This window comes from Phenylobacterium sp. (assembly GCF_030679875.1).
In the GTDB taxonomy this organism is placed as follows: domain Bacteria; phylum Pseudomonadota; class Alphaproteobacteria; order Caulobacterales; family Caulobacteraceae; genus Phenylobacterium.
Genome location: NZ_JAUXSP010000029.1, coordinates 24,851 through 46,354, shown reverse-complemented (window position 1 = coordinate 46,354; position 21,504 = coordinate 24,851). Strand labels below are relative to the sequence as shown.

Sequence of the window (21,504 nt, the reverse complement as noted above, 5' to 3'; positions counted from 1 at the left end):
ACCCAAGGCAGGGCGCTGGGGGGACCTGCGGTATGATCAAAACCCAAGGAATCCAGCAATGAACCTCAAGCTTGTTCTTTCCACCTCCGCCGCCGCCCTTCTGATGGCGTCCGCGGTCCAGGCCCAGACTGTCCAGGGCGGTGTGACCGGGGATCTGTCAGGTCAGGCTGCGGGGGCGCTCAGCGGCCCTGCCGACCACACCCGCTCCAGCACGGGACTTCCGTCCGTGGACTCTACCCGGCCCACCGGCGCTGACGCCGGCCGCACCATGACCGGCGGTCAGATGTCGGGCTCGGTCCAATCCGAGGGCGAAGCGGTGAACGCGCCCGGGGCCATGTCGGGCTCCATGCGTGGCTCGGCCCAGGCTGGCGCCACCATGCACAGTGACGGCATGAGCGGCCATGCTGGCGGGAGCGCCACGGCCCACCAGGGCCAGATGGATGGCGAGGCCCGGTCAGCCGGCTCCATGGGGGCCATGGCTTCCAGCACTGCGGGCGGCCAGGTGACGACCAATGGTCCGATCCCCGACACCGAGGAGAACCGGGCCAAGTACGGCGGCCCGCAGTCCCGCGCGGGCAAGGCGAGCGACCCCGGCGGCAACTGATCTTCGTCGCGCGCTTGATGCACAGGTCGGCGGGCCCTATGGTCCGCCGACTTTTTTTGCGCCTGCAAATCAGCCCAGATGTCCTCAGAAAAACCGCTCTCGTTTCAGGGCCTGATCCTGAAACTCCATGACTATTGGAGCCGCCAGGGTTGTGTGATCCTGCAGCCGCACGACGTCGAGGTGGGGGCAGGCACCCTCCACCCGGCGACGGTCCTGCGTGCGCTTGGTCCAAAACCGTGGCGGGCGGCCTATGTGCAGCCCTCCCGCCGCCCGGCGGATGGCCGGTATGGGGAGAACCCCAACCGCCTGCAGCACTATTACCAGTACCAGGTGATCCTGAAGCCGAACCCCGACGATCTGCAGGATCTCTATCTCGGCAGCCTGGAGGCCATTGGCCTCGACACCCGCCTGCACGACATCCGTTTCGTCGAGGACGACTGGGAGAACCCCACCGTGGGCGCCTGGGGCCTGGGCTGGGAGGTCTGGTGCGATGGTATGGAGGTGACCCAGTACACCTACTTCCAGCAGGTAGGGGGCGTGGACGTCTGGCCCGTGGCCGGCGAACTCACCTACGGGTTGGAGCGGCTGGCCATGTATCTGCAGGGCGTCGACCATTTCACGGATCTGGCCTTCAACGATCCGGACGGGCCGGCGCCCATGACCTATGGCGAGGTGTTCCTGGAGAATGAGCGCCAGCAGTCGACGGCCAATTTCGACGGCTATGACGTGGCCACCCTGAAGCGCCAGTTCGAGGACATGGAGACGCAGGTCCCGCGCCTGCTGGCGATGAAGGGCCCGCAAGGCCAGGCCATCGTCCTGCCGGCCTATGACCATGTGCTCAAGGCCAGCCACCTGTTCAACCTGATGGACGCCCGCGGCGCCATCGCGGTGGCCGAGCGCCAGAGCTATATCGGCCGCATCCGCGACCTGACCAAGATGTGCGCCGAGGCCTGGGTGGCCAATGAAGGGGGCAACGCTTAACCCATGCCTCAACTGCTTCTCGAGCTCTTCTCCGAAGAGATCCCTGCGCGCATGCAGGTCCAGGCCGCCCGCGACCTGGAGCGCATGGCGCGCGAGCGCCTGGCCGAGCAGGGCTTCCTGCCGGAGGCGATGACCACGTTCGCTGGCCCGCGCCGCCTGACCCTGGTGATAGAGGGGCTGCCGGAAGCCCAGGCCGACCGAACTGAAGAGCGTAAGGGCCCCCGCGTCGGCTCGCCGGAAAAGGCCATGGAGGGTTTCCTGCGCTCCACCGGCCTGACCCTGGACCAGCTCGTCGATCAGGATGGGGTCTGGTTTGCAAAGATCGAGCGCAAGGGCCGTCCGACGGCTGCGATCATCGCCGAGATGGTCGAGGCCATCGTGCGGAACTTCCCCTGGCCGAAGTCCATGACCTGGGGGCGCGGCACGCTGCGCTGGGTCAGGCCGCTGAAGCGGATCGTCTGTCTGTTCGACGGCGCGGTCGTGCCCTTCACCATCGACGGGATCGAAAGCGGCGATATCACCGAGGGCCATCGCTTCATGGGGACGGCCAAGCCCTTCAGTGTGAAGGACTTCGACACCTACCGCGACAGGCTGGCGGCTCATTTCGTTGTCCTGGAGGCCGAGGAGCGCAAGGCGCGAATCTCAGACGCCGCCCGCACCCTGTGTTTCGCCCGCAATCTGGAGCTGGTGGAGGATGAGGGGCTGCTGAATGAGGTCGCCGGTCTCGCCGAATGGCCGACGCCGGTGCTGGGCGACATGAACCCCGACTTCCTCGACCTGCCGCCCGAGGTGATCCGCACATCGATGCGGACGCACCAGAAGTACTTCGCCGTGCGAGATCCAACGACGGGGCGGCTGGCCCCGCACTTCATCACCGTGGCCAACATCCAGGCCGCCGATGGTGGCGCCGCCATCGCGGCGGGCAACGCCAAGGTGCTCTCGGCGCGGCTCGCCGACGCCCGCTTCTTCTGGGACGAGGACCGCAAGCTGCGGTTGGAGGACCGGCTGGAGAAGCTGAAGGGCGTCACCTTCCACGCCAAGCTCGGCGCCATGTCTGACCGGGTGGGCCGCATTACCGACCTGGCCCGCCGCCTTGCGCCGCTGGTCGGCGCTGATCCGGACGCCGCGGTCCAGGCCGCACGGCTGGCCAAGGCTGATCTCGTCACCGGCATGGTCGGGGAGTTCCCTGAGCTGCAGGGCCTGATGGGCGGCTACTACGCCCGGGCCGAGGGCCTGCCGGCGGACGTCGCCGAGGCCATCGGCGACCACTACAAGCCGCAAGGTCCGGGTGACGCCCTGCCGACGGGGCCCGTCGGCTCCACCCTGGCCCTGGCCGACAAGCTCGACAGCCTGATCGGCTTCTTCGGCATCGATGAGAAGCCTACTGGCTCCCGCGACCCCTATGCCCTGCGTCGTTCGGCCCTTGGGGTGATCCGCATCGTGCTGGAGGGCGGGATACGTCTGCCCCTGCGCGAACTGGTCGGGGACGAGCTGGTGGCCTTCTTCGCCGACCGCCTGAAGGTCCTGCTGCGCGATCAGGGCAGGCGCCACGACCTGGTGGACGCGGTCTTCGCCCTGGGCGACGACGATCTGGTGCGGATCGTCGCCCGGGTCGAGGCCCTGGACGGCTTCCTGACCACCGAGGACGGGTCCAATCTGCTGGCCGGCTATAAGCGGGCGACCAACATTCTGAAGGCCGAGGAAAAGAAGGGCGTCATGCCCACGGGTCCTGCGGTCGCCATGCCAGCCGCGCCAGCCGCAGAGCTGGCCCTCGTCCAGGTCCTGGCTGGGGCGGAGCCGGCTGTGACCAAGGCCCTGGCCGCCGAAGACTTCGTGGCCGCCATGCAGGCCCTGTCTGGTCTGCGCGGCCCTGTGGACGCCTTTTTCGAACAAGTGCTGGTGAATGCTGAAGACGCTGCAGAACGGGACAACCGCCTGCGGCTTCTGAACCAGGTCCGCGACGCCATGGGGCGCGTGGCGGATTTCGGCCAAGTGACGGGATGAGTGGGACGATGACGAGCCTGACCAAGACGCGCTGGGTCTATGCCTTCGGTGGCGGCGCGGCCGACGGGGACTCTTCGATGAAGAACCTGCTGGGGGGCAAGGGCGCCAACCTGGCTGAGATGTCTTCCCTCGGCCTGCCGGTGCCGCCAGGTTTCACCATCACCACCGAGTGCTGCACGCATTACTACGCCAATGAGCAGCGCTATCCCGACGACATGAAGGCCCAGGTCACCGAGGCCCTGGGCCGGGTCGAGGAGCTGACCGGCAAGCGGTTTGGGGATGCGTCCAACCCCCTCCTGGTCTCCGTGCGCTCAGGCGCCCGCGCCTCCATGCCCGGCATGATGGACACGGTGCTGAACCTGGGTCTCAACGACCAGACGGTGGCGGGATTGGCCAAGCTGTCTGGGGACCGGCGGTTCGCCTTCGATTCCTATCGCCGCTTCATTCAGATGTACTCGAACGTGGTGCTCGACCTGGATCACCACATGTTCGAGGAAATCCTCGACGAGCATAAGGAGCGCCTCGACGTCACGGTCGACACCGCCCTGTCCGCCGAGGACTGGGAAAAGGTGGTCGCCGACTACAAGAAGGCTGTCGCCGCCGAACTGGGCGCGGAGTTCCCACAGGATCCGCAGGAACAGCTCTGGGGCGCGGTCGGCGCCGTTTTCGCCAGCTGGATGAACGACCGGGCCAAGTTCTATCGTCGCATGCACGACATCCCCGAGAGCTGGGGCACGGCGGTGAACATCCAGTCGATGGTGTTCGGCAATATGGGCGAGACCTCGGCCACCGGCGTGGCCTTCACCCGCAATCCTTCCACCGGCGAAGCCCGCCTCTATGGCGAGTTCCTGATCAACGCCCAGGGCGAGGACGTGGTGGCCGGCATCCGCACGCCCCAGGCCCTGACCAAGATCGCCCGCGAAGAGATGGGGGACAAGCAGCCCTCCATGGAGGAAGCCCTCCCGGAGGTGTTCGAGCAGTTCAAGGCGGCGGTGAACCGGCTGGAGACTCACTACCGCGACATGCAGGACATCGAGTTCACGGTCGAACAGGGCCGGCTCTACATGCTGCAGACGCGCAACGGCAAACGCACAGCCAAGGCGGCCCTGAAGATCGCCGTCGATCTGGCCGCCCAGGGGGTGATCACCCAGCAGGAGGCGGTCATGCGGGTCGATCCCTCATCCCTGGACCAATTGCTGCATCCGACCATCGATCCGAGCAGCGAGCGGGACGTCATCGCCCGGGGCCTGCCGGCATCGCCCGGCGCGGCCACGGGAAAGGTCGTCTTCGACGCCGACGAGGCCGAGCGTCTGGCCGCCATCCATGAGGCGGTGATCCTGGTCCGGGACGAGACCAGCCCCGAGGACATTCACGGCATGCACGCGGCCAAGGCGATCCTGACCGCCCGCGGCGGCATGACCAGCCATGCCGCGGTGGTCGCCCGTGGCATGGGGCGGCCCTGCGTCTCCGGCGCCGGCGAAGTGCAGATCCATTCCAAGCTGGCCGAGTTCCGGGTGCGCGGAAGGACCTTCAAGGCTGGCGACATCATCACCGTCGACGGCTCCACCGGCGAAGTGCTGGCCGGGGCGGTCAAGATGATCGAGCCCGAGCTCACCGGTGACTTCGCCACCCTGATGGTCTGGGCTGACGCCCTGCGTCGTCTGAAGGTCCGGGCCAACGCCGAGACCCCGCTCGACGCCCGCACCGCGCGGCAGTTCGGGGCCGAGGGCATCGGCCTGTGCCGCACCGAGCACATGTTCTTCGAAGAGGACCGCATCGCCGCCGTGCGCGAGATGATCCTGGCGTCCGACGAAAAGGGACGCCGCACGGCTCTCGCCAAGATCCTGCCGATGCAGCGGGCCGACTTCGTCGAGCTGTTCACCATCATGGAGGGGTTGCCGGTCACCATCCGCCTGCTTGACCCCCCGCTGCACGAGTTCCTGCCCCACACCGAGGAGGACTTGAAGGCGCTCGCCCAGACGGCTGGCCTTGAACTGGCGGTCCTGGAGCGGCGGGTGAAGGAGCTGCACGAGACCAACCCGATGCTGGGTCATCGCGGCTGCCGCCTCGGCGTCTCCTATCCGGAAATCTACGAGATGCAGGTTCGGGCGATCTTCGAGGCCGCCTGTGAGATCGCCGAGACCGGCAAGACCCCGCCATGTCCCGAGATCATGCATCCCCTGGTCGCCAAGGGCGAGGAGATGAAGTTCCTCCGCCTGCTGACCGATCGGGTGGCCAAGCAGGTGCTGGCCGAGCGCAAGCTCGACTTCCCCTATCTGGTGGGCACGATGGTTGAGCTGCCGCGCGCGGCCATCCGGGCGGCCGACCTGGCCGAGAACGCCGAGTTCTTCTCCTTCGGCACCAACGATCTGACTCAGACGACCTTCGGCATCAGTCGTGATGACTCCGGCCGTTTCCTGGCCGCCTATATGGACAAGGGCATCTTCGAAAAAGACCCCTTCGTCAGCCTCGACCAGGAGGGCGTGGGCGACTTGATCCGCATCGCCACCGAGCGCGGTCGCGCCCAGCGACCCGAGATCAAGCTCGGCATCTGCGGCGAGCATGGGGGCGATCCGGCCTCCATCGACTTCTGCGAACGGGTCGGCCTCGACTATGTGAGCTGCTCGCCCTACCGGGTGCCGATCGCCCGCCTGGCGGCCGCCCAGTCGGCCATCGGCGAACGCGAGAAGGACCGCTAGAACGTCAAAAGGCCCCGCCGGATATCAGCCGGCGGGGCCTTTCTCAATCCAACTGCAGCGACGGGGTCAGCGTTTGCGAACGAAGACAGTCCCGGCCGAATAGCCTGCGCCGAATGAGCAGATCAGACCCATCTCGCCCGCCTCGAAGCCGTCATTGGCCTTGTGGAAGGCGATGATCGAGCCGGCCGACGAGGTGTTGGCGTACTCGTCCAGGATGATCACATTCTCCTGCGGTGTCGGGTCGCGGCCCAGCACCTTGCGACCGATCATGTCGTTCATGTTGATATTGGCCTGGTGCAGCCACAGGCGCTTCAGAGTGGTGGCGTCGAGCCCGAGGTCGCCAGCGTGTTCGACGATCATCTCGGAGACCATCGGCACCACCTCGCGGAACACCTTGCGGCCTTCCTGGACGAACAGCTTGTCGCGGGACTCGACGCCCTCGGGCGCGGCGCGGTTCAAAAAGCCGAAATTGTTGCGGATATTGTTGGAGAAGACCGTCTTCAACCGCGTGCCGACGATGTCCCAGCCCTGGCCGGGCGCGGCATCATCCTGAGCCTCGACAATCACGGCGGTGGCCACATCGCCGAAGATGAAGTGGCTGTCGCGATCACAGAAATTCAGGTGGCCGGAGGTGATCTCCGGATTGACCATCAGCACGGCCTTGGCCGACCCCGTGGCGATATAGTCAGCCGCCGTCTTGATGCCGAAGGTGGCCGACGAACAGGCCACATTCATGTCGAAGGCGAACCCCTCGATGCCCAGAGCCTGCTGCACCTCGATGGCCATGGCCGGATAGGCCCGCTGCATGTTGGAGGCCGCACAGATCACCGCTCCGATCTCGCTGGCGGGCTTGCCCCAGGTTTCCAGGGCCTGACGGGCGGCGGCGACGGCGATCTCGGCCAGGACTGAGATCTCTTCATTGGACCGCTCGGGGATCACCGGGCGCATCACATCGGGATCGATCAGTCCGGACTTGTCGATCACATAGCGAGACTTGATGCCTGAGGCCTTCTCGATGAAGGGCTCTGAGGATGGGGTCAGGGCTTCGACCTCGCCCGCGGCGATCGCCTCGGCGTTGCGGGCGTTGAAGCGCTCCACATAGGCGTTGAAGGTCGCCACCAGCTCCGCATTGGTCAGCGTATGGGGTGGGGTGTAGAGGCCGGTGGCGGCGATGACAGCGTGACGCAAGTTGCTTCTCCGATGGCAGCCTCTTCCGGGCTTGCGGCCACTAGATAGCACAGCGCCGGAAAATTGCAGGGGGAGGGGGGTGTGATGAGAAAGCCACATGATGTGGCTGCCCTGCAATCGTCAGCCTGCGAACAAGAAGCCGCCCTGTTTGGCGGCGAACAAGGCCCGGTTCGAGGACACACGTCCTCAAGTCGGAGTACCAACTATGAAGTCTCTCATTACCGCCGCCGCCGCTGTCGCCGTGCTCGCCGCCGTCCCGGCCGCCGTGCAGGCTCAGCCCATCGGCTCGGAAGTCTATGGCTCGGTGGGCTACGCCCAAAGCCGCTCTGACGGCCTCGACCTCGGCGCCATCCAGGGCCGCGCGGGCGTCAAGATCAACGAGTACTTTGGGGTAGAAGGCGAGCTGGCTCTTGGCGTCAAGGACGACAGCTTCCGCGTCGGCGGCGCTGATGTCGACGTCGAGCTTGAGCACAGCGCAGCGATCTACGGCGTCGGCTTCCTGCCGATCAATCCGAACGCCGATCTCTTCGCCCGGGTGGGCTATGGCACCACCGAAGTGAAGGCCTCGGCCGGCGGCGTTTCGGCCAAGGCCGATGGCGAAAGCTGGAACTTCGGGGTTGGCGGCCGCTACTTCATGGATGCGCAGAACGGTGTCCGCGTCGACTACACCCGCCAGGAATTCCAGGACGATGGCGGTGCGGCTGATGTCTGGTCGCTCGGCTACGTCCGGAAGTTCTAAGCCACTCAAAGCCCCTCCAGGGATCTGAGGCGACGGCGCGTCCCGAGAGGGGCGCGCCGTTTTGCTTGACCGCGCCTTCTCCCCGGGGGACCGTGGCTGGGGGGAGGAAAGCGCTGTGGACAAGGCGTTCCTGATACAATTCACCGGCTCCATGGCCGCCGTTGCGGTGCTCGTGGGCTTGGCCGCCTGGGCGCGGATCGGCCGGCCCTCACCGGGGCTCGATGAAGCCCGCGCCCGTGACCTGCTGGCCGAGGACTTTCCAGACTGGCGGGTCGATCAACTCTGGATCGCCCGGGAGGGCCGCGGCGCCCTGGCCAGGTCCGGCGCCTGCGCCCTGGTGCTGATCCAGGTCGGCGATGGCTATGCGGCGCGCCGTCTGTCCTGGTGCCAGGCGTCCTCGGCCATGTTCCGCAATGGATTGCTCGACATCCGCCTGGACGAGATGGCGGCCCCGCGCGCAGTGCTGGCCTTCGACAACTGGCCGCCCAAGGACCTGGCCGCCTGATGGACGATATCGATCCGGTCGGTCTGGCCGTCCCGTTCTTCATCCTCGCGATCGTGCTGGAGTTGCTCCTGGGGCGACTGGGCTGGGTGCGGGCCCGCTACGAGCCCAAGGACACCTTCACCTCCCTGGCCATGGGACTGGGCAGCTCGGTGGCGGGTCTGGCCACGGCGGGGGCCATTTTCGCGGCAAGCCTGTGGGTCTATCAGCACCGCCTGTTCGACATTCCCATGACCGCGGTCTGGGCCTGGGTGCTGATCTTCCTGCTGGAGGACAAGACCTACTACTGGTTCCACCGGCTGTCCCATGAGCGGCGGTTCTGGTGGGCCAGCCACATCAATCATCACACCTCGCAGCACTACAATCTCTCCACCGCCCTGCGTCAGACCTGGACCGGTGGGGTGGCGGGAACCTGGCTGCTGTGGCTGCCCCTGTCGCTGATCGGGTTTCCGCCAGCCATGGTGGCGATCCAGAAGGGGGTCAGCCTCGTCTACCAGTTCTGGATCCATACCGAGGCGATCGGGAAGATGCCGCGATGGTTCGAGGCGGTGTTCAACACCCCATCCCATCACCGGGTCCATCATGCGAGAAATCCTCGCTATCTCGACCGCAACTATGCGGGAATCCTGATCATCTGGGACCGCATGTTCGGAACCTTCCAGGTTGAGCTGGAGACTGAGCCTTGCCGCTATGGGGTCGTGAAGAACCTGGCGACCTTCAACCCGCTGCGGGTCGCCTTTCATGAATGGACCGCCATGGGGCGCGATCTGCTCAAGGCGAGATCCCTGAGGGACTTCGCCCTCTATGTCATCGGCCCCCCTGGCTGGAGCCATGACGGCTCCCGGGAGACCTCTCGGCAGATTCGCGCCCGCTGGGCGGCCGCCCAGGGCAAGGAGTCCGTCAGTCCCGAAGCAAAGGCAGAGACAGCCCCGACACCGGCCGCGCATTCAAACTCTCCCGCCTGAAGCGGAACAGTTCGGCCGGACGCCCCCCGGTGTCGGCGTCGATGCGGCCCAGTCCCTCGACCAGCCCGCTGCGCTCCAGGGCGCGGCGGAAGTTCTGTTTATGCAGCGGGGCGCCTGCGATCGCCTCCACCGCCCGTTGCAGGGCCAGCAGGGTGAAGGCTTCGGGCATCAGTTCGAAGACGACTGGACGGTACTTGATCTTGCCCCGCAGGCGGCTCAGCGCGGTGGCGAGTATCCTTCGGTGGTCCGAGATCATCGGCGCCCCCAGGGCGGCGCGAAGGGCTTCTGACCGCTCGCCTGAGGTCTCACCCCGGTCCCGGGCGGCTTCCGGGGTCAGGCCGGCCCCATAGAGCAGTTCATAGCGTTCGAGGACGCGCTCCTCGTTCCAGGGCGCGCCATCCAGGGCGAAGGCTAGGCGGGCCCGAGCCAGACGGAGGTCCCGTTGCGCCGGCGGCGCACGATCCGACCAGCGCCGCAAGGCGTCCTCGATCAGCACGGCGGCGGCGGGGCGGCCCTGCCGCCAGTCCTCCCACGGAAAGAACCTGGTCCATGGCGCCCAACTGGTGTCCGGCGCCTCGGTGTCCACGGCCTGGGGCGTGAGGGCCAGATAGCCCACCGAAATCACGCGGCTTGGGGGTGCGCCCGGGGCGCTTTCCGCGCCGGCCCCCATGTCGGCCAGGGGGGCGTCTCGGCCCCGGTCACCGAAGGTGTAGAGCTGCTCCACATAGCCCAGGTCAAACCGGGTCTGAGCCGTCACGAAGGCCCGCAGGGCCAACTCGAACGTCCGATGGCCGTCCGGATCAAAGGGACCAAAGGGGAGGCCGGCGGGCTCAGCGGCCAGGTCGCCGGTCAAGCCGCGAGGGCGCACGGTCAGGACCATGGCCTCCGCGTCGCGCACGGCCACCACCACCGCCGACAGGCCGATGACGACAGGGGGCGGGGCGGGGCCGCGGGCCATCAGTGTCGGGCTGCGAAATCGAAGGGCGCGCCCAGGCTGACATATCCATTGCCGCCGATGGCGGCGACCGCGTCCACCATGCGCCCGCCACGGCCCAGCATGTCATCGGCCAGGGCGACGATCCGTCGATTCGGATAGGCGTGCGGGGCGAGGCTGCGCAGGGTCCAGGCGATCTCCGCCTCGTCCGTCTCTGGGCTGCGGGCGCAGGCCAGGGTGAAGGCGCTGGCCGTCGAGCGGCTAACGCCGGCCCAGCAATGCACCACCATGGGCGCGCTCTCATCCCACGAGTGGGCGAAGTCCAACAGCCGGGTGACCAGGTCCGCCTGCGGCGCGGTCATGCCCTCCATGGGATGGGCGATGTCATTTACGCCCAGCTGCAGATGCCGGTCGGGGGCTATGCCCGCTGGCGTCGGGATGAGGGTCGTGGGATCGAGCAGGGTGACCACGTGCGAGGGGCGTCGGGCGGAAATCACCCCGGGCAGGTCGGCCAGGCCGCAGACGATCATCGTCATGTCTGGCTACTCCGTATTGAAGGCTGCGTCGGCCGGGGCGAATCCCGCAGCCTCCGACAGCACATGATAGCGCTGAATATAACGTGCCTGGGCGACGGAGGGGGGCTGTGGCTCAATGTGCAGGTCGTAGCCCGCCGGCGGCGCGCCAAAAAGCTCCACGGCCTCATCGGCGGCGAAGCCCGCCAGCTGGGTGGCCTCAAAATAGGCGCAGGCATGATCGGCCCGCTTGATCAGGGTCTTGACCGAGGCCGGCGACTTGGCCGGAAGCCCGAAGCGGACATGGATCGCGCTCTCCAACCTCGCCTCGAACAGCTTGTAGTCGAGGCCAAGGGCCGACTTGAACGGTGAGATCATGTCTCCGATCACATATTCGGCCGCGTCGTGCAGCAGGGCGGCGAGACGCCAGCGGGGCTCGATATCGGGCTGTAGGTGGGCGACAATCTCCTCCACCACGATGGAGTGCTGGGCGACGGAAAACGCGTGCTCGCCCACGGTCTGTCCGTTCCAGCGCGCCACTCGGGCGAGCCCATGGGCGATATCCTCCACCTCGATGTCCATGGGGGAGGGATCCAGCAGGTCCAGTCGTCGCCCAGACAGCATCCTCTGCCAGGCCCGAGGTTCACGAGGGGTTCGACGCAGCCCTTTCCTCATCACGGCGTTCCTTTCACTGTGCCATGGTCAAGGCGTTCGACCACGGTGAGATTGGCAAAGATCAATGCACGGTTCGAACGGCGCACGCATCATCGGGACCTGAGGAAAAAGGGAAGCAAATGACCTGGGCGAAAATCATGGCGCCGCTGTCTGGCGGCGAGAGCGACCAAGTTGCGCTGGAGGCCGGCGCACTTGTGGCCCAGGCCTTTGGCGCCGAACTGGCCGGCGTCTACACGCCAGCCGATGTCGCTGATGTGATGCCCTGGATGGGCGAGGGCTTTATGGGAGGCGTCCAGGCGACCGCCCTGGAATCCCTCAAGGAGGCTGCGGCCGTCGGCGAGAAGAAGGCGCGCGCCGCCGTCGCCGCGCTGGCCTACGACGCCAAGAGCTTCCTGGCGCTCCAGACGCCGGTATGGGCCAACCTGTCGGCCGAGTGCCGACTGTCGGACGTCGTGATCTTCTCGGACGAACCGGGCCGTGGACGGGGGCCCCTGGCCGAGGCCTTTCAGGAGGTGCTGGCCGACGAGCAGCGACCGGTCATCATCGCCAGGCCCGGCCTCAAGGTGGGCGGTGTCGTGGCCGTGGCCTGGGACGGCGGCAAGGAGGCGTCCCGGGCGGCTCGCCAGTCCGTGCCGCTGTTGCAGAAGGCCAGCAAGGTCGTGATCCTGACAGCGCCCCGGGCGACGACACGGGCCCTCGACCCGGCGCGGCTTCAATCCTACTTCGCCGCCCGCGGCGTCACCGCGGAGTTTGAGATGCTGCCCGACTCCGGCGAGGCGGCCCCCATGTTGCTCTACGCCGCCCAGAAGGCTGGGGCCGATATCCTGGTGGCCGGAGCCTTCGGCCATCCGCGTCTCCAGGAGTTCATCTTCGGCGGCACAACGCGTTCACTGCTGGCGGCGGATTCTCCGTCCCTGTTCCTGTCACACTAAGTACGAGGTCGTTCATGACCCTTTCGCGCATTGTCATGCGGCTCGCCCGCAATCCGGGCACCGAGTTCGCCGGGGGAGACGACCATCGCGGCTACGCCCTGACGGCGCCGCTGACGGCCGATGGCTTTCTCGATGAGGCGGCCTATGCCGAGCAAAAGGCCGAATGTGTTGTCCGCCGCTTCGCCCCCGACGAGCCGGCGGCCGACGGTCGTCTGGCCCGCAAGGGGAGGCACTGGTTCTTCGACTATGACTCCACTGACACCGACGATGACGAGCCGGTGCATCGGCTGGGCGAGCATCGCTTCGCCATCGGTGAATACGTCACCATCACTGACGAGGACGGTCGCCCGCTCACCTATAAGGTGATGGAAGTCGTCGCGGCCTGAGGCGTCGGCGGGGTCGTTCAGACCCCGCCGTTCTCGCGCACCAGTTTCTGGATGTCCTCGAGGATCTCCGCATCTTCATCATTGGTGGCGGACGAAACGATGGCGACGACCAGCGGACCTGATTTTGGGCCGCCAGCTTCCAGACCGACATAGGTGGTTCCGCTCGGCTGTCGACCGCCGGCCAGGATGTAGGTGGCGCGGATACCCCGCCGCTCCCGAGAGAGGGATTCTCCGCGAAGACGCACCTCGCGGTATATCCTGACGGTCGCCCCATCGTCTGAGGCGTCGATATTGAGGGGGCCGATCTTGACCTGCGCGGTGTCCTCCGCCGCGTCGATCTTCAGGCCTGGCAGCGCAATGCTGACCGACTCGCTCTGAGCATTGACCCGTCCTCCGGGGAGGCTGACCTGAACATTGTCGCTGTCGCCCGAAGCGTCGGCCTCGGCCTCGGCGATCGCCCTGGCCGCCAGTTTCGCCGCCTCGGTCGTTTCGGCAGAACCGGTGGCGCCATCTGAGACCGGGACCGCAGCGGCGGCCGGAGGGGACAGGTCGCCAAGCTCGGCTTCCAGCTTGGCCAGCATGGCGCGGGGATCGCCATCCACGGCGACCAGTCGCAGCTCGACATCGGCCCCGTCCCGGGTCCTGTAGCGACAGGACTGGCCGTCATCAGCCTGGCTCAGCCGGGTCAACTGGCCCCTGGACTCGGGACAGTCGAGCCGTCCTTTCATCGCCGCGGATTCAAGCGGCTGGGCGCAGCCGGTCAGGGTGACAAGCGCGCTGGCCGCGCCAGCCAAAAGTAACATCTTCATCCGGAAGCTCCCGTACGCCTTCAAGTTGACGGTGTACGGGAGCGACCGGGAGGTCGAGTGAAATCGCGGTAAGCTTGAGCTACTGGCCGGGGCGCGAGCCGCCGGCGCCTTCACGCCGCGCCAGGAAGGCCAGACGTTCGAACAGGTGGACGTCCTGCTCGTTCTTCAGCAGGGCCCCGTGCAGCGGCGGGATCAACTTGGTGGGGTCGCGTTCCTTCAGCGCCTCGGCGTCGATGTCCTCGACCATCAGCAGCTTCAGCCAGTCGAGAAGCTCCGAGGTCGACGGCTTCTTCTTCAGGCCCGGCACCTTGCGCATGTCGTAGAAGATGCGCAGGGCCTCGGCGACGAGCTTCTGCTTTATCCCGGGATAGTGGACTTCGATGATCTGGTTCATCGTGTCGGCGTCGGGGAAGCGGATGTAGTGGAAGAAGCAGCGGCGCAGAAAGGCGTCGGGCAGTTCCTTCTCGTTGTTGGAGGTGATGATCACGATCGGGCGGATCGCCGCCTTGATCGTCTCATTGGTCTCATAGACGTAGAATTCCATCCGATCGAGCTCCTGCAGGAGGTCGTTGGGGAATTCGATGTCGGCCTTGTCGATCTCGTCGATCAGCAGGACGGGGCGCTTGGGGGCGTCGAACGCCTCCCAGAGCTTGCCCTTCTTGATGTAGTTCTTGACGTCCTTGACCCGCTCGTCGCCCAGCTGGCTGTCGCGCAGGCGGGTGACGGCGTCATACTCGTAGAGCCCCTGGTGGGCCTTGGTGGTCGATTTGATGTGCCAAGTGATCAGCTCGGCGTCGAGCGCCTTGGCGATCTCATAGGCCAGCACGGTCTTGCCGGTGCCGGGTTCACCCTTGATCAGCAAGGGACGTTCCAGCGCGACGGCCGCGTTGACGGCGACCTTCAGATCCTCGGTGGCGACGTAATCGTCTGTGCCTTCGAAACGCTCGGCCATATGAGCTCCCAATATGTGCGGGTCCAAGGACGCCCGCATTCGAACAAATGTTTCAACTGACGCCAACCTAAAGGGCGGCGCGGGACATTCAAGCGGCTTGAGCGATCCTGAGCGGTGAGAACCTATCTGCGCGCCTGATGGCCGACCTCAGGGCTCGATCTGCCGTCTCAGGCGCGGGCCGCCGGGTCGGCGCAGGGCGCTGGCCATGTCTGCGAGCATCGGTCCCCATTCCCCGAGGGCCGGGGCTTTGAAAACCTGCATCTGCGGATACCAGGGGTAGTGGTCGCTCCCCAGGCGTGGCCAGGCGCCCGGCGCCGAGGCGACCCAGGCGTTGGCCCCACAGGCGCCGGCGAGATTCACCGTGGCGTTGGGAAAGCCGATCACAAGATCGAGGGCGCAGGTCAGGGCCGCGATGTCGTCCAGGTCCTGCTTCAGGTCGATCCCGGGCGGGGTCCAGATGTCGACGCCCATCTCCTTCCGGGCCTGTTCCAGCTCTTCGGCGCAGTCGCCGTACTGGAGGTTGATGAAGCTCACCCCAGGAACAGCCAGGACCTCCCGCCAGGCCTCAAAGGCGGAGAAATAACGCCGCCGCGCGCCGTTCATGAGGCCGCTCTTCCAGAGCAGCCCGACCCTGAGCCCGGCGGGCGCCTGGTCCAGCACCTCACGCCAATGGGCGACGCGCTCGGACGTCGGCGTCAGATAGCCGGCCTGGGCTGGAAAGGCCTCGACGGAGGGGCGGAAGCGACGCAGGAGCGAGCCGAGCGGGGCCCAGAGCTCCGGCGGAGCATCCTCAGACAGAAAGGGCGCCACGCGGACAGTGCGGCCGTCGACGGCGTAGGTCGCGTGCGCGCCCACCTCGGCCCGGGGGAAGCTGCGCTGGAACAGGGGGACCAGTCGCGCCTCCACGGCCAGAATCAGGCGCCCCCGAGGGCCCAGCGCGTCGATCACATCGGGGATCAGGTTGGCGAACATCACCTCATCCCCCAGGCCCTGCTCTCCAAAGACAAGCAGCGAGCGTCCGGCCAGATCAGTCTCCGGGCTCCAGGACGACCCAGGGGCCTGGAACTGGGTGGAGTCTGCGAACTGCGGGTCTAGGCGGGCCTCATAGTCCTCCCAGCCCTCCGCAGTGTGACCGAGCTCCATAAGGATGGTCGCCCGTGACAGGCGCATCATCTGCCGTTCGTCCCGGGCGACCGTCGCGGCCAGGGCGATGTCGCAATCGACCAGGGCGCCGTCGGCGTCTCCCAGAGAGAGCCGGACATTGGCCCGGTTGTACTGCGCCTTGGGGAACTGTGGCTGCAGTCGCAGGGCCTCGTCGAAGAAGGTGTGGGCCGCCGCAAGGTCACCCTGCTCAGTGACGATGGTGCCCAGGGTGTTCCAGGGCATGGCGGCCGAGGGATTGGCCTCGATGGCGGGGCGCAGAATTTCGATGGCCTCGTCAGCCCGGTCCTGGTCCCGTACGGCGCAGGCAAGGTTGTTGGCGCCCTCCGGATGGTTGGGCTTGGCGGCCAGGAAGTGTCGGAACAGCTTCTCGGCTTCGGCCTTCATGCCCATTCGAAAGGCGAGGCGGCCAAGGTCATTGGCCACGTCGGCCTGATTGGGCAATAGGGCCAGCGCCGATTCGTAGCAGGTGATGGAACTGACAAAATCGCCGGCCCGCTCCCGCGCGATCGCCAGCAGGTACCAGGCAAAGCCGTTGCGTTCGTCCTGCTCCAGGACCTGTATCGCCAGGCGCGCGCCGGCTTGGTGATCCTCGGCCTCCAGAGCCGCCACGGCTCGGCTCAGCAGTGGCTCAATCGCCAGGGCCTTCAACTCGCCGATAGCCGCATTCAGCCGACGCAGGGCGTCATGGGATCCGGCCGCCCCCATGGCGTCGGCGGCGCGCCCGAGGTTCAGCGGGCTCGCCTGTGCGGCGGACAGCGCAATGGCTGATGCATCGCCAGTCCGGCTTGGGCGCGTCATCCCCGACTCCATTTCCTGGGTGAACCTGTGGATGCTTCGCGTCATTATGGTTACGCCTTGTTTAAGCGCGGCCTTCCGTCGCAGCGCCAGCAAGGGGTCGTTAACAGTCCCCGCCTAGCTTGGGCCTGTCCGCTGCGCCGCTTACCGGCAGCCAGCCAGGGCTCAACGCGTCGGGGCGCGTATTTGGGGGTCGAGCATTGCCGCTCAAGCTATCGCTGAAACCGGGCGAGAAGTTCGTTCTCAACGGCGCTGTCGTTCAGAACGGTGATCGCCGTGGAACCCTGGTGCTCCAGAACAAGGCGTCTGTTCTGCGTGAGAAGGACATCATGCAGCAGGATGAGGTGACCACGCCGGCGCGGCGGGTCTACTTCCCGGTCATGATGATGTATCTCGATGAGGCCGGAGCCGAGCGTTACTACGACGAATTTGTCCGACGCCTTTCGGAGTTCATGAGCGCGGTGCGTAATCCCGCTGTTCTTGCCGAGTGCGTCTCTATATCCAAGCACGCTATGACCCGCGAATACTACAAGGCGCTCATGCTGTGCCGGAAGCTCATCGACTACGAGGACGAGGTGTTCGGTAATGTCCCTAAGAGCCTACCAACAGGCGGCGCAGAGAGCTGAGTCCCCGCGCGAGGCGGAATACCGCCTCTTCGCCCAGGTGACTCGCGCGCTTATTGAAGCGTCGAAGGCCGATCCCTTGGACTTCGGGACCCGCGCCGACGCCTTGGACTGGAACCGGCGCCTGTGGATTGCGCTGGGGGACGACTGCGCCCATTCCGACAATAATCTGCCCGAGGCCCTGCGGGCCTAGATCATCTCGCTCAGCATCTGGGTGCAGAAGCACACCAGCGCGGTGATTCGCAGGGAAGACGACTTCGAGGCCCTGATCGACGTGAACCGCATCATCATGCAGGGGTTGTCACCCTCGGCCGCCGAGGCCGCCTGAGCGCTTGACGACGCAGAGCTGCATTTGAAAGGCCCGGCCCAAAGCCGGGCCTTTTTCGTTGGCCGCTCATTCCTGCCGCCCCGGCAGGTTTGACTCGGCCATTCCTGCCCAGACCCCCGTCGGCGTGGTTTCGGTGGTATGAAAAATCGAAGTAAATCAGTTGTTTACGCGGGCACTTCGTGGGCCCGGCCGTGGCGCGTCAATTGCGATGTCTCACATGAGCCATGAAACGGCTCACCGGCGAAAAATCGCCGGATACCCGACCAGAATGGAAGGACAAGACGATGTCGAACTCGGTCAACACCAATGTCGGCGCCATGGTTGCGCTGCAAAACCTCAACAAGACCAACACGGACCTCGGCACCACCCAGAACCGGATCAACACCGGCCTGAAGGTCGCCAGCGCCAAGGACAACGGGGCCGTCTGGGCCATCGCCCAGAACCAAAGGTCCAACTCCGGCGCGCTGAACGCCGTCAAGGAATCCCTTTCCCGGTCGATTTCGACCGTGGATGTGGCCCTGTCGGCGGGGGAGAGCGTCTCCGATCTGCTTCTGCAGATGAAAGAGAAGTCTCTCGCGGCCTCTGACACCACCTTGGACACGGCCAGCCGTACGGCCCTGAACGATGACTTCAAGGCCCTGCGCGACCAGATCACCAAGGTGGTCACCAACGCCACGTTCAACGGCGCCAACATGATCACGGCCACCACGCCGACCACGGTCGCAGCGCTCGCGAGCGCTGATGGGGTGAACAAGATCACGGTGGCTTCGCAGAGCTTGGCGCTTGGCGGCGCCAATGTGACTCTTGCGGCGACGGCCTCTATCGCGACCCAGACGACGGCTGCGGCCATGATCGCGACGATCAACACCTCGATCGCGAACGTGTCTTCGGCCCTGTCCAAGCTCGGCACCGGTTCCAAGGCGCTGAGCTCGCACCTGGAGTTCGTCGGCAAGCTGCAAGACTCCATCGACGCCGGGGTTGGCAACCTGGTCGATGCGGACCTGGCCAAGGAGAGCGCCAAGCTCCAGTCGCTGCAGACCAAGCAGCAGCTGGGTATTCAGGCCCTGTCCATCGCCAACCAGTCGTCAGGCTCGATCCTGTCGCTGTTCCGTTAACGTCTTGAGGCCGGGCGGCGCACCTGCGCCGCCCGGCAGACTTTTCACCGGGCAGGGCGCGCCCGGCGATTTTTGCCGGGTCATGCTCGGCAGAAATTACCGGGCATCTCGAGCATCGGCAGAATTTGCCGGGCCAAAACGTGCCTAATGCACCTATAACGCAATGATTCCAGAGATTTGAGAGCGAGCATCCCGCCAAGGCGACTTGGCGCGTCCGTTGCTGCCTATAGGTCCGGGCAAAACGCCCACGGCGGTCAAAACGACGGTCGGCTTCCTTAAGAACAAGGACCTAGGCGCATGAATAGCGTTAACACCAACATCGGGGCCATGGTCGCCCTGCAGAACCTCAACAAGACCAGCGGCCAACTCGGCGAAGTTCAGAACCGTATCAATACGGGCCTGAAGGTCGCCAGCGCCAAGGACAACGGCGCCGTCTGGGCCATCGCCCAGAATCAGCGTTCGAACTCCGGCGCCCTGAACTCGGTCAAGGACTCCCTCCAGCGCTCGATCTCGACCGTGGACGTGGCCCTGTCGGCCGGCGAAAGCATCTCCGACACCCTGCTCCAGATGAAGGAAAAGGCCCTTGCCGCTTCCGACACCACCCTGGACACCGCCAGCCGCACGGCCCTGAACGATGACTTCAAGGCCCTGCGCGACCAGCTGACCAAGGTTGTCAACAACGCCGAGTTCAACGGCGCCAACATGATCAAGGCCACGACCCCGACCACGGTCGCGGCCCTGGCTTCGGCCGACGGCGTGAACAAGATCACGGTTGCGGCTCAGAGCCTGGCGCTCGGCGGCGCGAACGTGACGGTGACGGCCACGGCCTCCATCGGCACTCAAACCACCGCCGCGGCCATGATCGCGACGGTGAACACCTCGATCGCCAACGTGTCTTCGGCCCTGTCCAAGCTCGGCACCGGCTCCAAGGCGCTGTCCTCGCACTTCGCCTTCGTCGGCAAGCTGCAGGACACGATCGACGCCGGCGTGGGCAACCTCGTTGACGCTGACCTGGCTAAGGAAAGCGCCCGTCTCCAGTCGCTGCAGACCAAGCAGCAGCTGGGCATTCAGGCCCTGTCCATCGCCAACAGCTCCAGCTCCTCGCTGCTGGGTCTGTTCCGCTAATCCGCTTACCGGCCTCAGGCGCCTGGCGCCTGGGGCCGGCTGTAGCCGGCGGGGGAGGCGACTTCCCCGCCCGCCGCAGTCCTCTAGCAGGGAGGCCGGCGACAGAAAGGTCCCGGCCAAGACAGAATGGACAATAGAGTGGCGGCTGTGGCGGCCACGAACAGAGCCAGCTTTGAGCGGCCCGCGCCTCCGGCGACCAGGGCCAACCCGGAAGTTGCTCGGCGACCCGCCCCAAAGTCTGAACAAGCTGATTTGAGATTGATTATCGAGGAAGACGCCGCAGTCGGCGCCTATGTCTACAAGACCGTCGATCGTCACACCGGCGAGGTGATCTCGCAAATCCCGCGGGAAGAGGTTCTCAAGATGCGCGACCGCCCCGAGTACGAGGTTGGCGACGTGGTGAGCACCGAGATCTGAGCCCCGGTCCGGCCTGCCGGATCCGAATTAGATGAGTCGTTTCAACCGCCTCGGTTCGCCGCGGCGGGCGCCGCCGTTTGCGCGTTAACCATCTAGACACCATGATTCCATAGCTTGCTCCTCGAACAGCAACCCGCGACTCGTCCCACGAGGCGAGGCGGGCGGCGGACGATGAAGGAGGTCCGGGCCATGGCGATCAGTGTTCACACCAACAAATCTGCGTTGGTCGCACTGCAGAATCTGAACCGGACCAACGACGAACTGTCGGGCGTTCAGAACCGCATCAGCACCGGCCTCAAGATCGGCAACGCCAAGGACAACGCCTCGGTCTGGTCCATCGCCCAGGGGCAGCGGGCCGATATCGGCGCCCTCGGGGCCGTTAAAATGAGCCTCAACCGGGCTCAATCCATCTCGGAAGTCTCGATGGCCGCCGGGGAATCTGTGTCCGACCTCCTGGTCCAGCTGAAGGAGAAGGTGGTCTCCGCGATGGACACCTCCCTGGACGCCTCGTCCCGGCAGGCCCTGGACTCAGACTTCAAGTCGATCCTCCGTCAGATCACCCAGGTCGTTGAAAACTCTGAGTTTGACGGCGCCAACATCCTCGACGGCTCGGTTGCCGGTTCGATCCGTTTCCTCGCCAATGCCGACGCCAACGCCTACATCACGCTCTCGACCCAGAACATGTCGCTGGGCGGCACGATCATCACCATGGCGTCGACGGCGTCGATCACGACGGCGACCCTGGCGAGCGGCATTCTGACTCAGCTGGACGCCTCAATCGCCAATGTGAACCAGTCGCTGGGCAGTCTCGGGGCTCAGGCCAAGCAGATCGAAGCGCACAACAAGTTCGTCTCCAAGCTGACCGACGTGCTTTTGTCCGGGGTTGGCAACCTCGTTGACGCAGACCTGGCCAAGGAAAGCGCGCGGCTTCAGGCGCTTCAGGTGCAACAGCAGCTCGGCGCCCAGGCGCTCTCCATCGCCAACGAGGCGCCGCAGGTGATCCTGTCGCTCTTCCGCTAGGTTTGACTTCCGCATTTCAGACGGGGCGTCGACAT

Annotated in this window: 21 protein-coding genes and 1 pseudogene; 15 read left to right on the top strand and 7 right to left on the bottom strand. The window is 65.8% G+C overall.

The genetic code is table 11. The annotated features are described in order from the left end of the window. Window positions 1-58 precede the first annotated feature (58 nt). The 4 genes from Q8K84_RS16230 (at window position 59) to ppdK (ending at window position 6,288) form a co-directional block, all read left to right on the top strand. Window positions 59-604 carry a hypothetical protein gene (locus tag Q8K84_RS16230; protein ID WP_305283763.1) on the top strand — a complete coding sequence of 182 codons (546 nt, stop codon included), beginning with the start codon at window positions 59-61 and terminating at the stop codon, window positions 602-604. Window positions 605-682: 78 nt separating this feature from the next. Beyond that, window positions 683-1,585 (top strand): glycine--tRNA ligase subunit alpha, encoded by a 903-nt coding sequence (locus Q8K84_RS16225; protein ID WP_300576041.1) that lies wholly within the window; start codon window positions 683-685, stop codon window positions 1,583-1,585. A 3-nt stretch (window positions 1,586-1,588) separates the two neighbouring features. Further along, a complete protein-coding gene (gene glyS / locus Q8K84_RS16220; protein WP_305283759.1) occupies window positions 1,589-3,589 on the top strand; it encodes a glycine--tRNA ligase subunit beta in 2,001 nt (666 codons plus the stop codon). An 8-nt stretch (window positions 3,590-3,597) separates the two neighbouring features. Continuing rightward, on the top strand, window positions 3,598-6,288 hold the full coding sequence (gene ppdK / locus Q8K84_RS16215) for a pyruvate, phosphate dikinase (protein WP_305283758.1): 2,691 nt from the start codon (window positions 3,598-3,600) through the stop codon (window positions 6,286-6,288). Window positions 6,289-6,354: 66 nt separating this feature from the next. On the opposite strand, the gene Q8K84_RS16210 is transcribed toward ppdK, so the two are convergent. Then, window positions 6,355-7,476 (bottom strand): beta-ketoacyl-ACP synthase III, encoded by a 1,122-nt coding sequence (locus Q8K84_RS16210; RefSeq protein WP_305283756.1) that lies wholly within the window; start codon window positions 7,474-7,476, stop codon window positions 6,355-6,357. 205 nt (window positions 7,477-7,681) lie between these two features. Here Q8K84_RS16210 and Q8K84_RS16205 point away from each other — a divergent pair, with 205 nt between their 5' ends. From Q8K84_RS16205 to Q8K84_RS16195, 3 genes are all read left to right on the top strand, one after another. Continuing rightward, the gene (locus tag Q8K84_RS16205; RefSeq protein ID WP_305283755.1) at window positions 7,682-8,215 is read left to right on the top strand and encodes a porin family protein; all 534 of its coding nucleotides are present in this window, start codon (window positions 7,682-7,684) and stop codon (window positions 8,213-8,215) included. Between the two features lie 115 nt (window positions 8,216-8,330). After that, window positions 8,331-8,720: a hypothetical protein gene (locus tag Q8K84_RS16200; protein WP_305283754.1), complete on the top strand. Its 390-nt coding sequence runs from the start codon at window positions 8,331-8,333 to the stop codon at window positions 8,718-8,720. Beyond that, window positions 8,720-9,682 (top strand): sterol desaturase family protein, encoded by a 963-nt coding sequence (locus Q8K84_RS16195; RefSeq protein ID WP_305283752.1) that lies wholly within the window; start codon window positions 8,720-8,722, stop codon window positions 9,680-9,682. The genes Q8K84_RS16200 and Q8K84_RS16195 overlap by 1 nt, the downstream gene beginning before the upstream one ends. On the opposite strand, the gene Q8K84_RS16190 is transcribed toward Q8K84_RS16195, so the two are convergent. Genes Q8K84_RS16190 through Q8K84_RS16180 form a run of 3 tightly spaced genes read right to left on the bottom strand, consistent with a single transcriptional unit; the run spans window position 9,618 to window position 11,752 of the window. Continuing rightward, a complete protein-coding gene (locus tag Q8K84_RS16190; RefSeq protein ID WP_305283751.1) occupies window positions 9,618-10,640 on the bottom strand; it encodes an NAD regulator in 1,023 nt (340 codons plus the stop codon). The two genes, Q8K84_RS16195 and Q8K84_RS16190, sit on opposite strands and share 65 nt — an antisense overlap. After that, window positions 10,640-11,152, bottom strand: a complete 513-nt coding sequence (locus tag Q8K84_RS16185) for a tyrosine phosphatase family protein (protein ID WP_305283750.1) — start codon at window positions 11,150-11,152, stop codon at window positions 10,640-10,642. The genes Q8K84_RS16190 and Q8K84_RS16185 overlap by 1 nt, the downstream gene beginning before the upstream one ends. Window positions 11,153-11,158: 6 nt before the next feature. Further along, complete coding sequence (locus Q8K84_RS16180; protein ID WP_370867883.1) at window positions 11,159-11,752, bottom strand: YfbR-like 5'-deoxynucleotidase; 594 nt, start codon at window positions 11,750-11,752, stop codon at window positions 11,159-11,161. Between the two features lie 170 nt (window positions 11,753-11,922). On the opposite strand from Q8K84_RS16180, the gene Q8K84_RS16175 reads away from it, so the two are divergent. Next, entirely contained in the window at window positions 11,923-12,735 is an 813-nt protein-coding gene (locus Q8K84_RS16175) for a universal stress protein (RefSeq protein ID WP_305283747.1), read from the top strand. A 14-nt stretch (window positions 12,736-12,749) separates the two neighbouring features. After that, on the top strand, window positions 12,750-13,121 hold the full coding sequence (locus Q8K84_RS16170) for a hypothetical protein (RefSeq protein WP_305283746.1): 372 nt from the start codon (window positions 12,750-12,752) through the stop codon (window positions 13,119-13,121). 17 nt (window positions 13,122-13,138) lie between these two features. Here Q8K84_RS16170 and Q8K84_RS16165 read toward each other — a convergent pair whose 3' ends face one another. The 3 genes from Q8K84_RS16165 to Q8K84_RS16155 form a co-directional block, all read right to left on the bottom strand. Further along, window positions 13,139-13,930, bottom strand: coding sequence for a hypothetical protein (locus Q8K84_RS16165; RefSeq protein WP_305283744.1), 792 nt, complete (start codon window positions 13,928-13,930; stop codon window positions 13,139-13,141). A 79-nt stretch (window positions 13,931-14,009) separates the two neighbouring features. Next, window positions 14,010-14,882, bottom strand: coding sequence for a MoxR family ATPase (locus tag Q8K84_RS16160; protein ID WP_305283743.1), 873 nt, complete (start codon window positions 14,880-14,882; stop codon window positions 14,010-14,012). A gap of 147 nt (window positions 14,883-15,029) precedes the next feature. After that, window positions 15,030-16,844, bottom strand: coding sequence for a tetratricopeptide repeat protein (locus Q8K84_RS16155; protein WP_305283741.1), 1,815 nt, complete (start codon window positions 16,842-16,844; stop codon window positions 15,030-15,032). 197 nt (window positions 16,845-17,041) lie between these two features. Between Q8K84_RS16155 and flbT the strand changes: the two genes are divergently transcribed. The 6 genes and pseudogenes from flbT (at window position 17,042) to Q8K84_RS16125 (ending at window position 21,469) form a co-directional block, all read left to right on the top strand. Next, a complete protein-coding gene (gene flbT, locus Q8K84_RS16150) occupies window positions 17,042-17,467 on the top strand; it encodes a flagellar biosynthesis repressor FlbT (RefSeq protein ID WP_305283912.1) in 426 nt (141 codons plus the stop codon). Beyond that, window positions 17,427-17,792 (top strand): annotated as a pseudogene (flaF, locus tag Q8K84_RS16145) (flagellar biosynthesis regulator FlaF). The gene flbT and the pseudogene flaF overlap by 41 nt, the downstream one beginning before the upstream one ends. A 284-nt stretch (window positions 17,793-18,076) precedes the next feature. Continuing rightward, a complete protein-coding gene (locus Q8K84_RS16140) occupies window positions 18,077-18,907 on the top strand; it encodes a flagellin (protein WP_305283739.1) in 831 nt (276 codons plus the stop codon). Between the two features lie 297 nt (window positions 18,908-19,204). Then, complete coding sequence (locus tag Q8K84_RS16135; protein WP_305283738.1) at window positions 19,205-20,032, top strand: flagellin; 828 nt, start codon at window positions 19,205-19,207, stop codon at window positions 20,030-20,032. 252 nt (window positions 20,033-20,284) lie between these two features. After that, window positions 20,285-20,449: a flagellar protein FlaG gene (locus Q8K84_RS16130; RefSeq protein WP_305283737.1), complete on the top strand. Its 165-nt coding sequence runs from the start codon at window positions 20,285-20,287 to the stop codon at window positions 20,447-20,449. Window positions 20,450-20,638: 189 nt separating this feature from the next. Next, window positions 20,639-21,469 (top strand): flagellin, encoded by an 831-nt coding sequence (locus Q8K84_RS16125; protein ID WP_305283736.1) that lies wholly within the window; start codon window positions 20,639-20,641, stop codon window positions 21,467-21,469. Window positions 21,470-21,504 lie beyond the last annotated feature (35 nt).

Excerpts from the sequence above, each read along its gene's own strand:
- ppdK (WP_305283758.1), top strand. The coding sequence starts at position 3,598 with ATGACGAGCCTGACCAAGACGCGCTGGGTCTATGCCTTCGGTGGCGGC.
- Q8K84_RS16230 (WP_305283763.1), top strand. The coding sequence starts at position 59 with ATGAACCTCAAGCTTGTTCTTTCCACCTCCGCCGCCGCCCTTCTGATG.
- Q8K84_RS16185 (WP_305283750.1), bottom strand. The coding sequence starts at position 11,152 with ATGACGATGATCGTCTGCGGCCTGGCCGACCTGCCCGGGGTGATTTCC.
- Q8K84_RS16225 (WP_300576041.1), top strand. The coding sequence starts at position 683 with ATGTCCTCAGAAAAACCGCTCTCGTTTCAGGGCCTGATCCTGAAACTC.
- Q8K84_RS16170 (WP_305283746.1), top strand. The coding sequence starts at position 12,750 with ATGACCCTTTCGCGCATTGTCATGCGGCTCGCCCGCAATCCGGGCACC.
- Q8K84_RS16135 (WP_305283738.1), top strand. The coding sequence starts at position 19,205 with ATGAATAGCGTTAACACCAACATCGGGGCCATGGTCGCCCTGCAGAAC.
- Q8K84_RS16165 (WP_305283744.1), bottom strand. The coding sequence starts at position 13,930 with ATGAAGATGTTACTTTTGGCTGGCGCGGCCAGCGCGCTTGTCACCCTG.
- Q8K84_RS16195 (WP_305283752.1), top strand. The coding sequence starts at position 8,720 with ATGGACGATATCGATCCGGTCGGTCTGGCCGTCCCGTTCTTCATCCTC.
- glyS (WP_305283759.1), top strand. The coding sequence starts at position 1,589 with ATGCCTCAACTGCTTCTCGAGCTCTTCTCCGAAGAGATCCCTGCGCGC.
- Q8K84_RS16155 (WP_305283741.1), bottom strand. The coding sequence starts at position 16,844 with ATGACGCGCCCAAGCCGGACTGGCGATGCATCAGCCATTGCGCTGTCC.
- Q8K84_RS16190 (WP_305283751.1), bottom strand. The coding sequence starts at position 10,640 with ATGGCCCGCGGCCCCGCCCCGCCCCCTGTCGTCATCGGCCTGTCGGCG.
- Q8K84_RS16160 (WP_305283743.1), bottom strand. The coding sequence starts at position 14,882 with ATGGCCGAGCGTTTCGAAGGCACAGACGATTACGTCGCCACCGAGGAT.
- Q8K84_RS16140 (WP_305283739.1), top strand. The coding sequence starts at position 18,077 with ATGTCGAACTCGGTCAACACCAATGTCGGCGCCATGGTTGCGCTGCAA.
- Q8K84_RS16125 (WP_305283736.1), top strand. The coding sequence starts at position 20,639 with ATGGCGATCAGTGTTCACACCAACAAATCTGCGTTGGTCGCACTGCAG.
- Q8K84_RS16205 (WP_305283755.1), top strand. The coding sequence starts at position 7,682 with ATGAAGTCTCTCATTACCGCCGCCGCCGCTGTCGCCGTGCTCGCCGCC.
- Q8K84_RS16180 (WP_370867883.1), bottom strand. The coding sequence starts at position 11,752 with ATGCTGTCTGGGCGACGACTGGACCTGCTGGATCCCTCCCCCATGGAC.
- Q8K84_RS16175 (WP_305283747.1), top strand. The coding sequence starts at position 11,923 with ATGACCTGGGCGAAAATCATGGCGCCGCTGTCTGGCGGCGAGAGCGAC.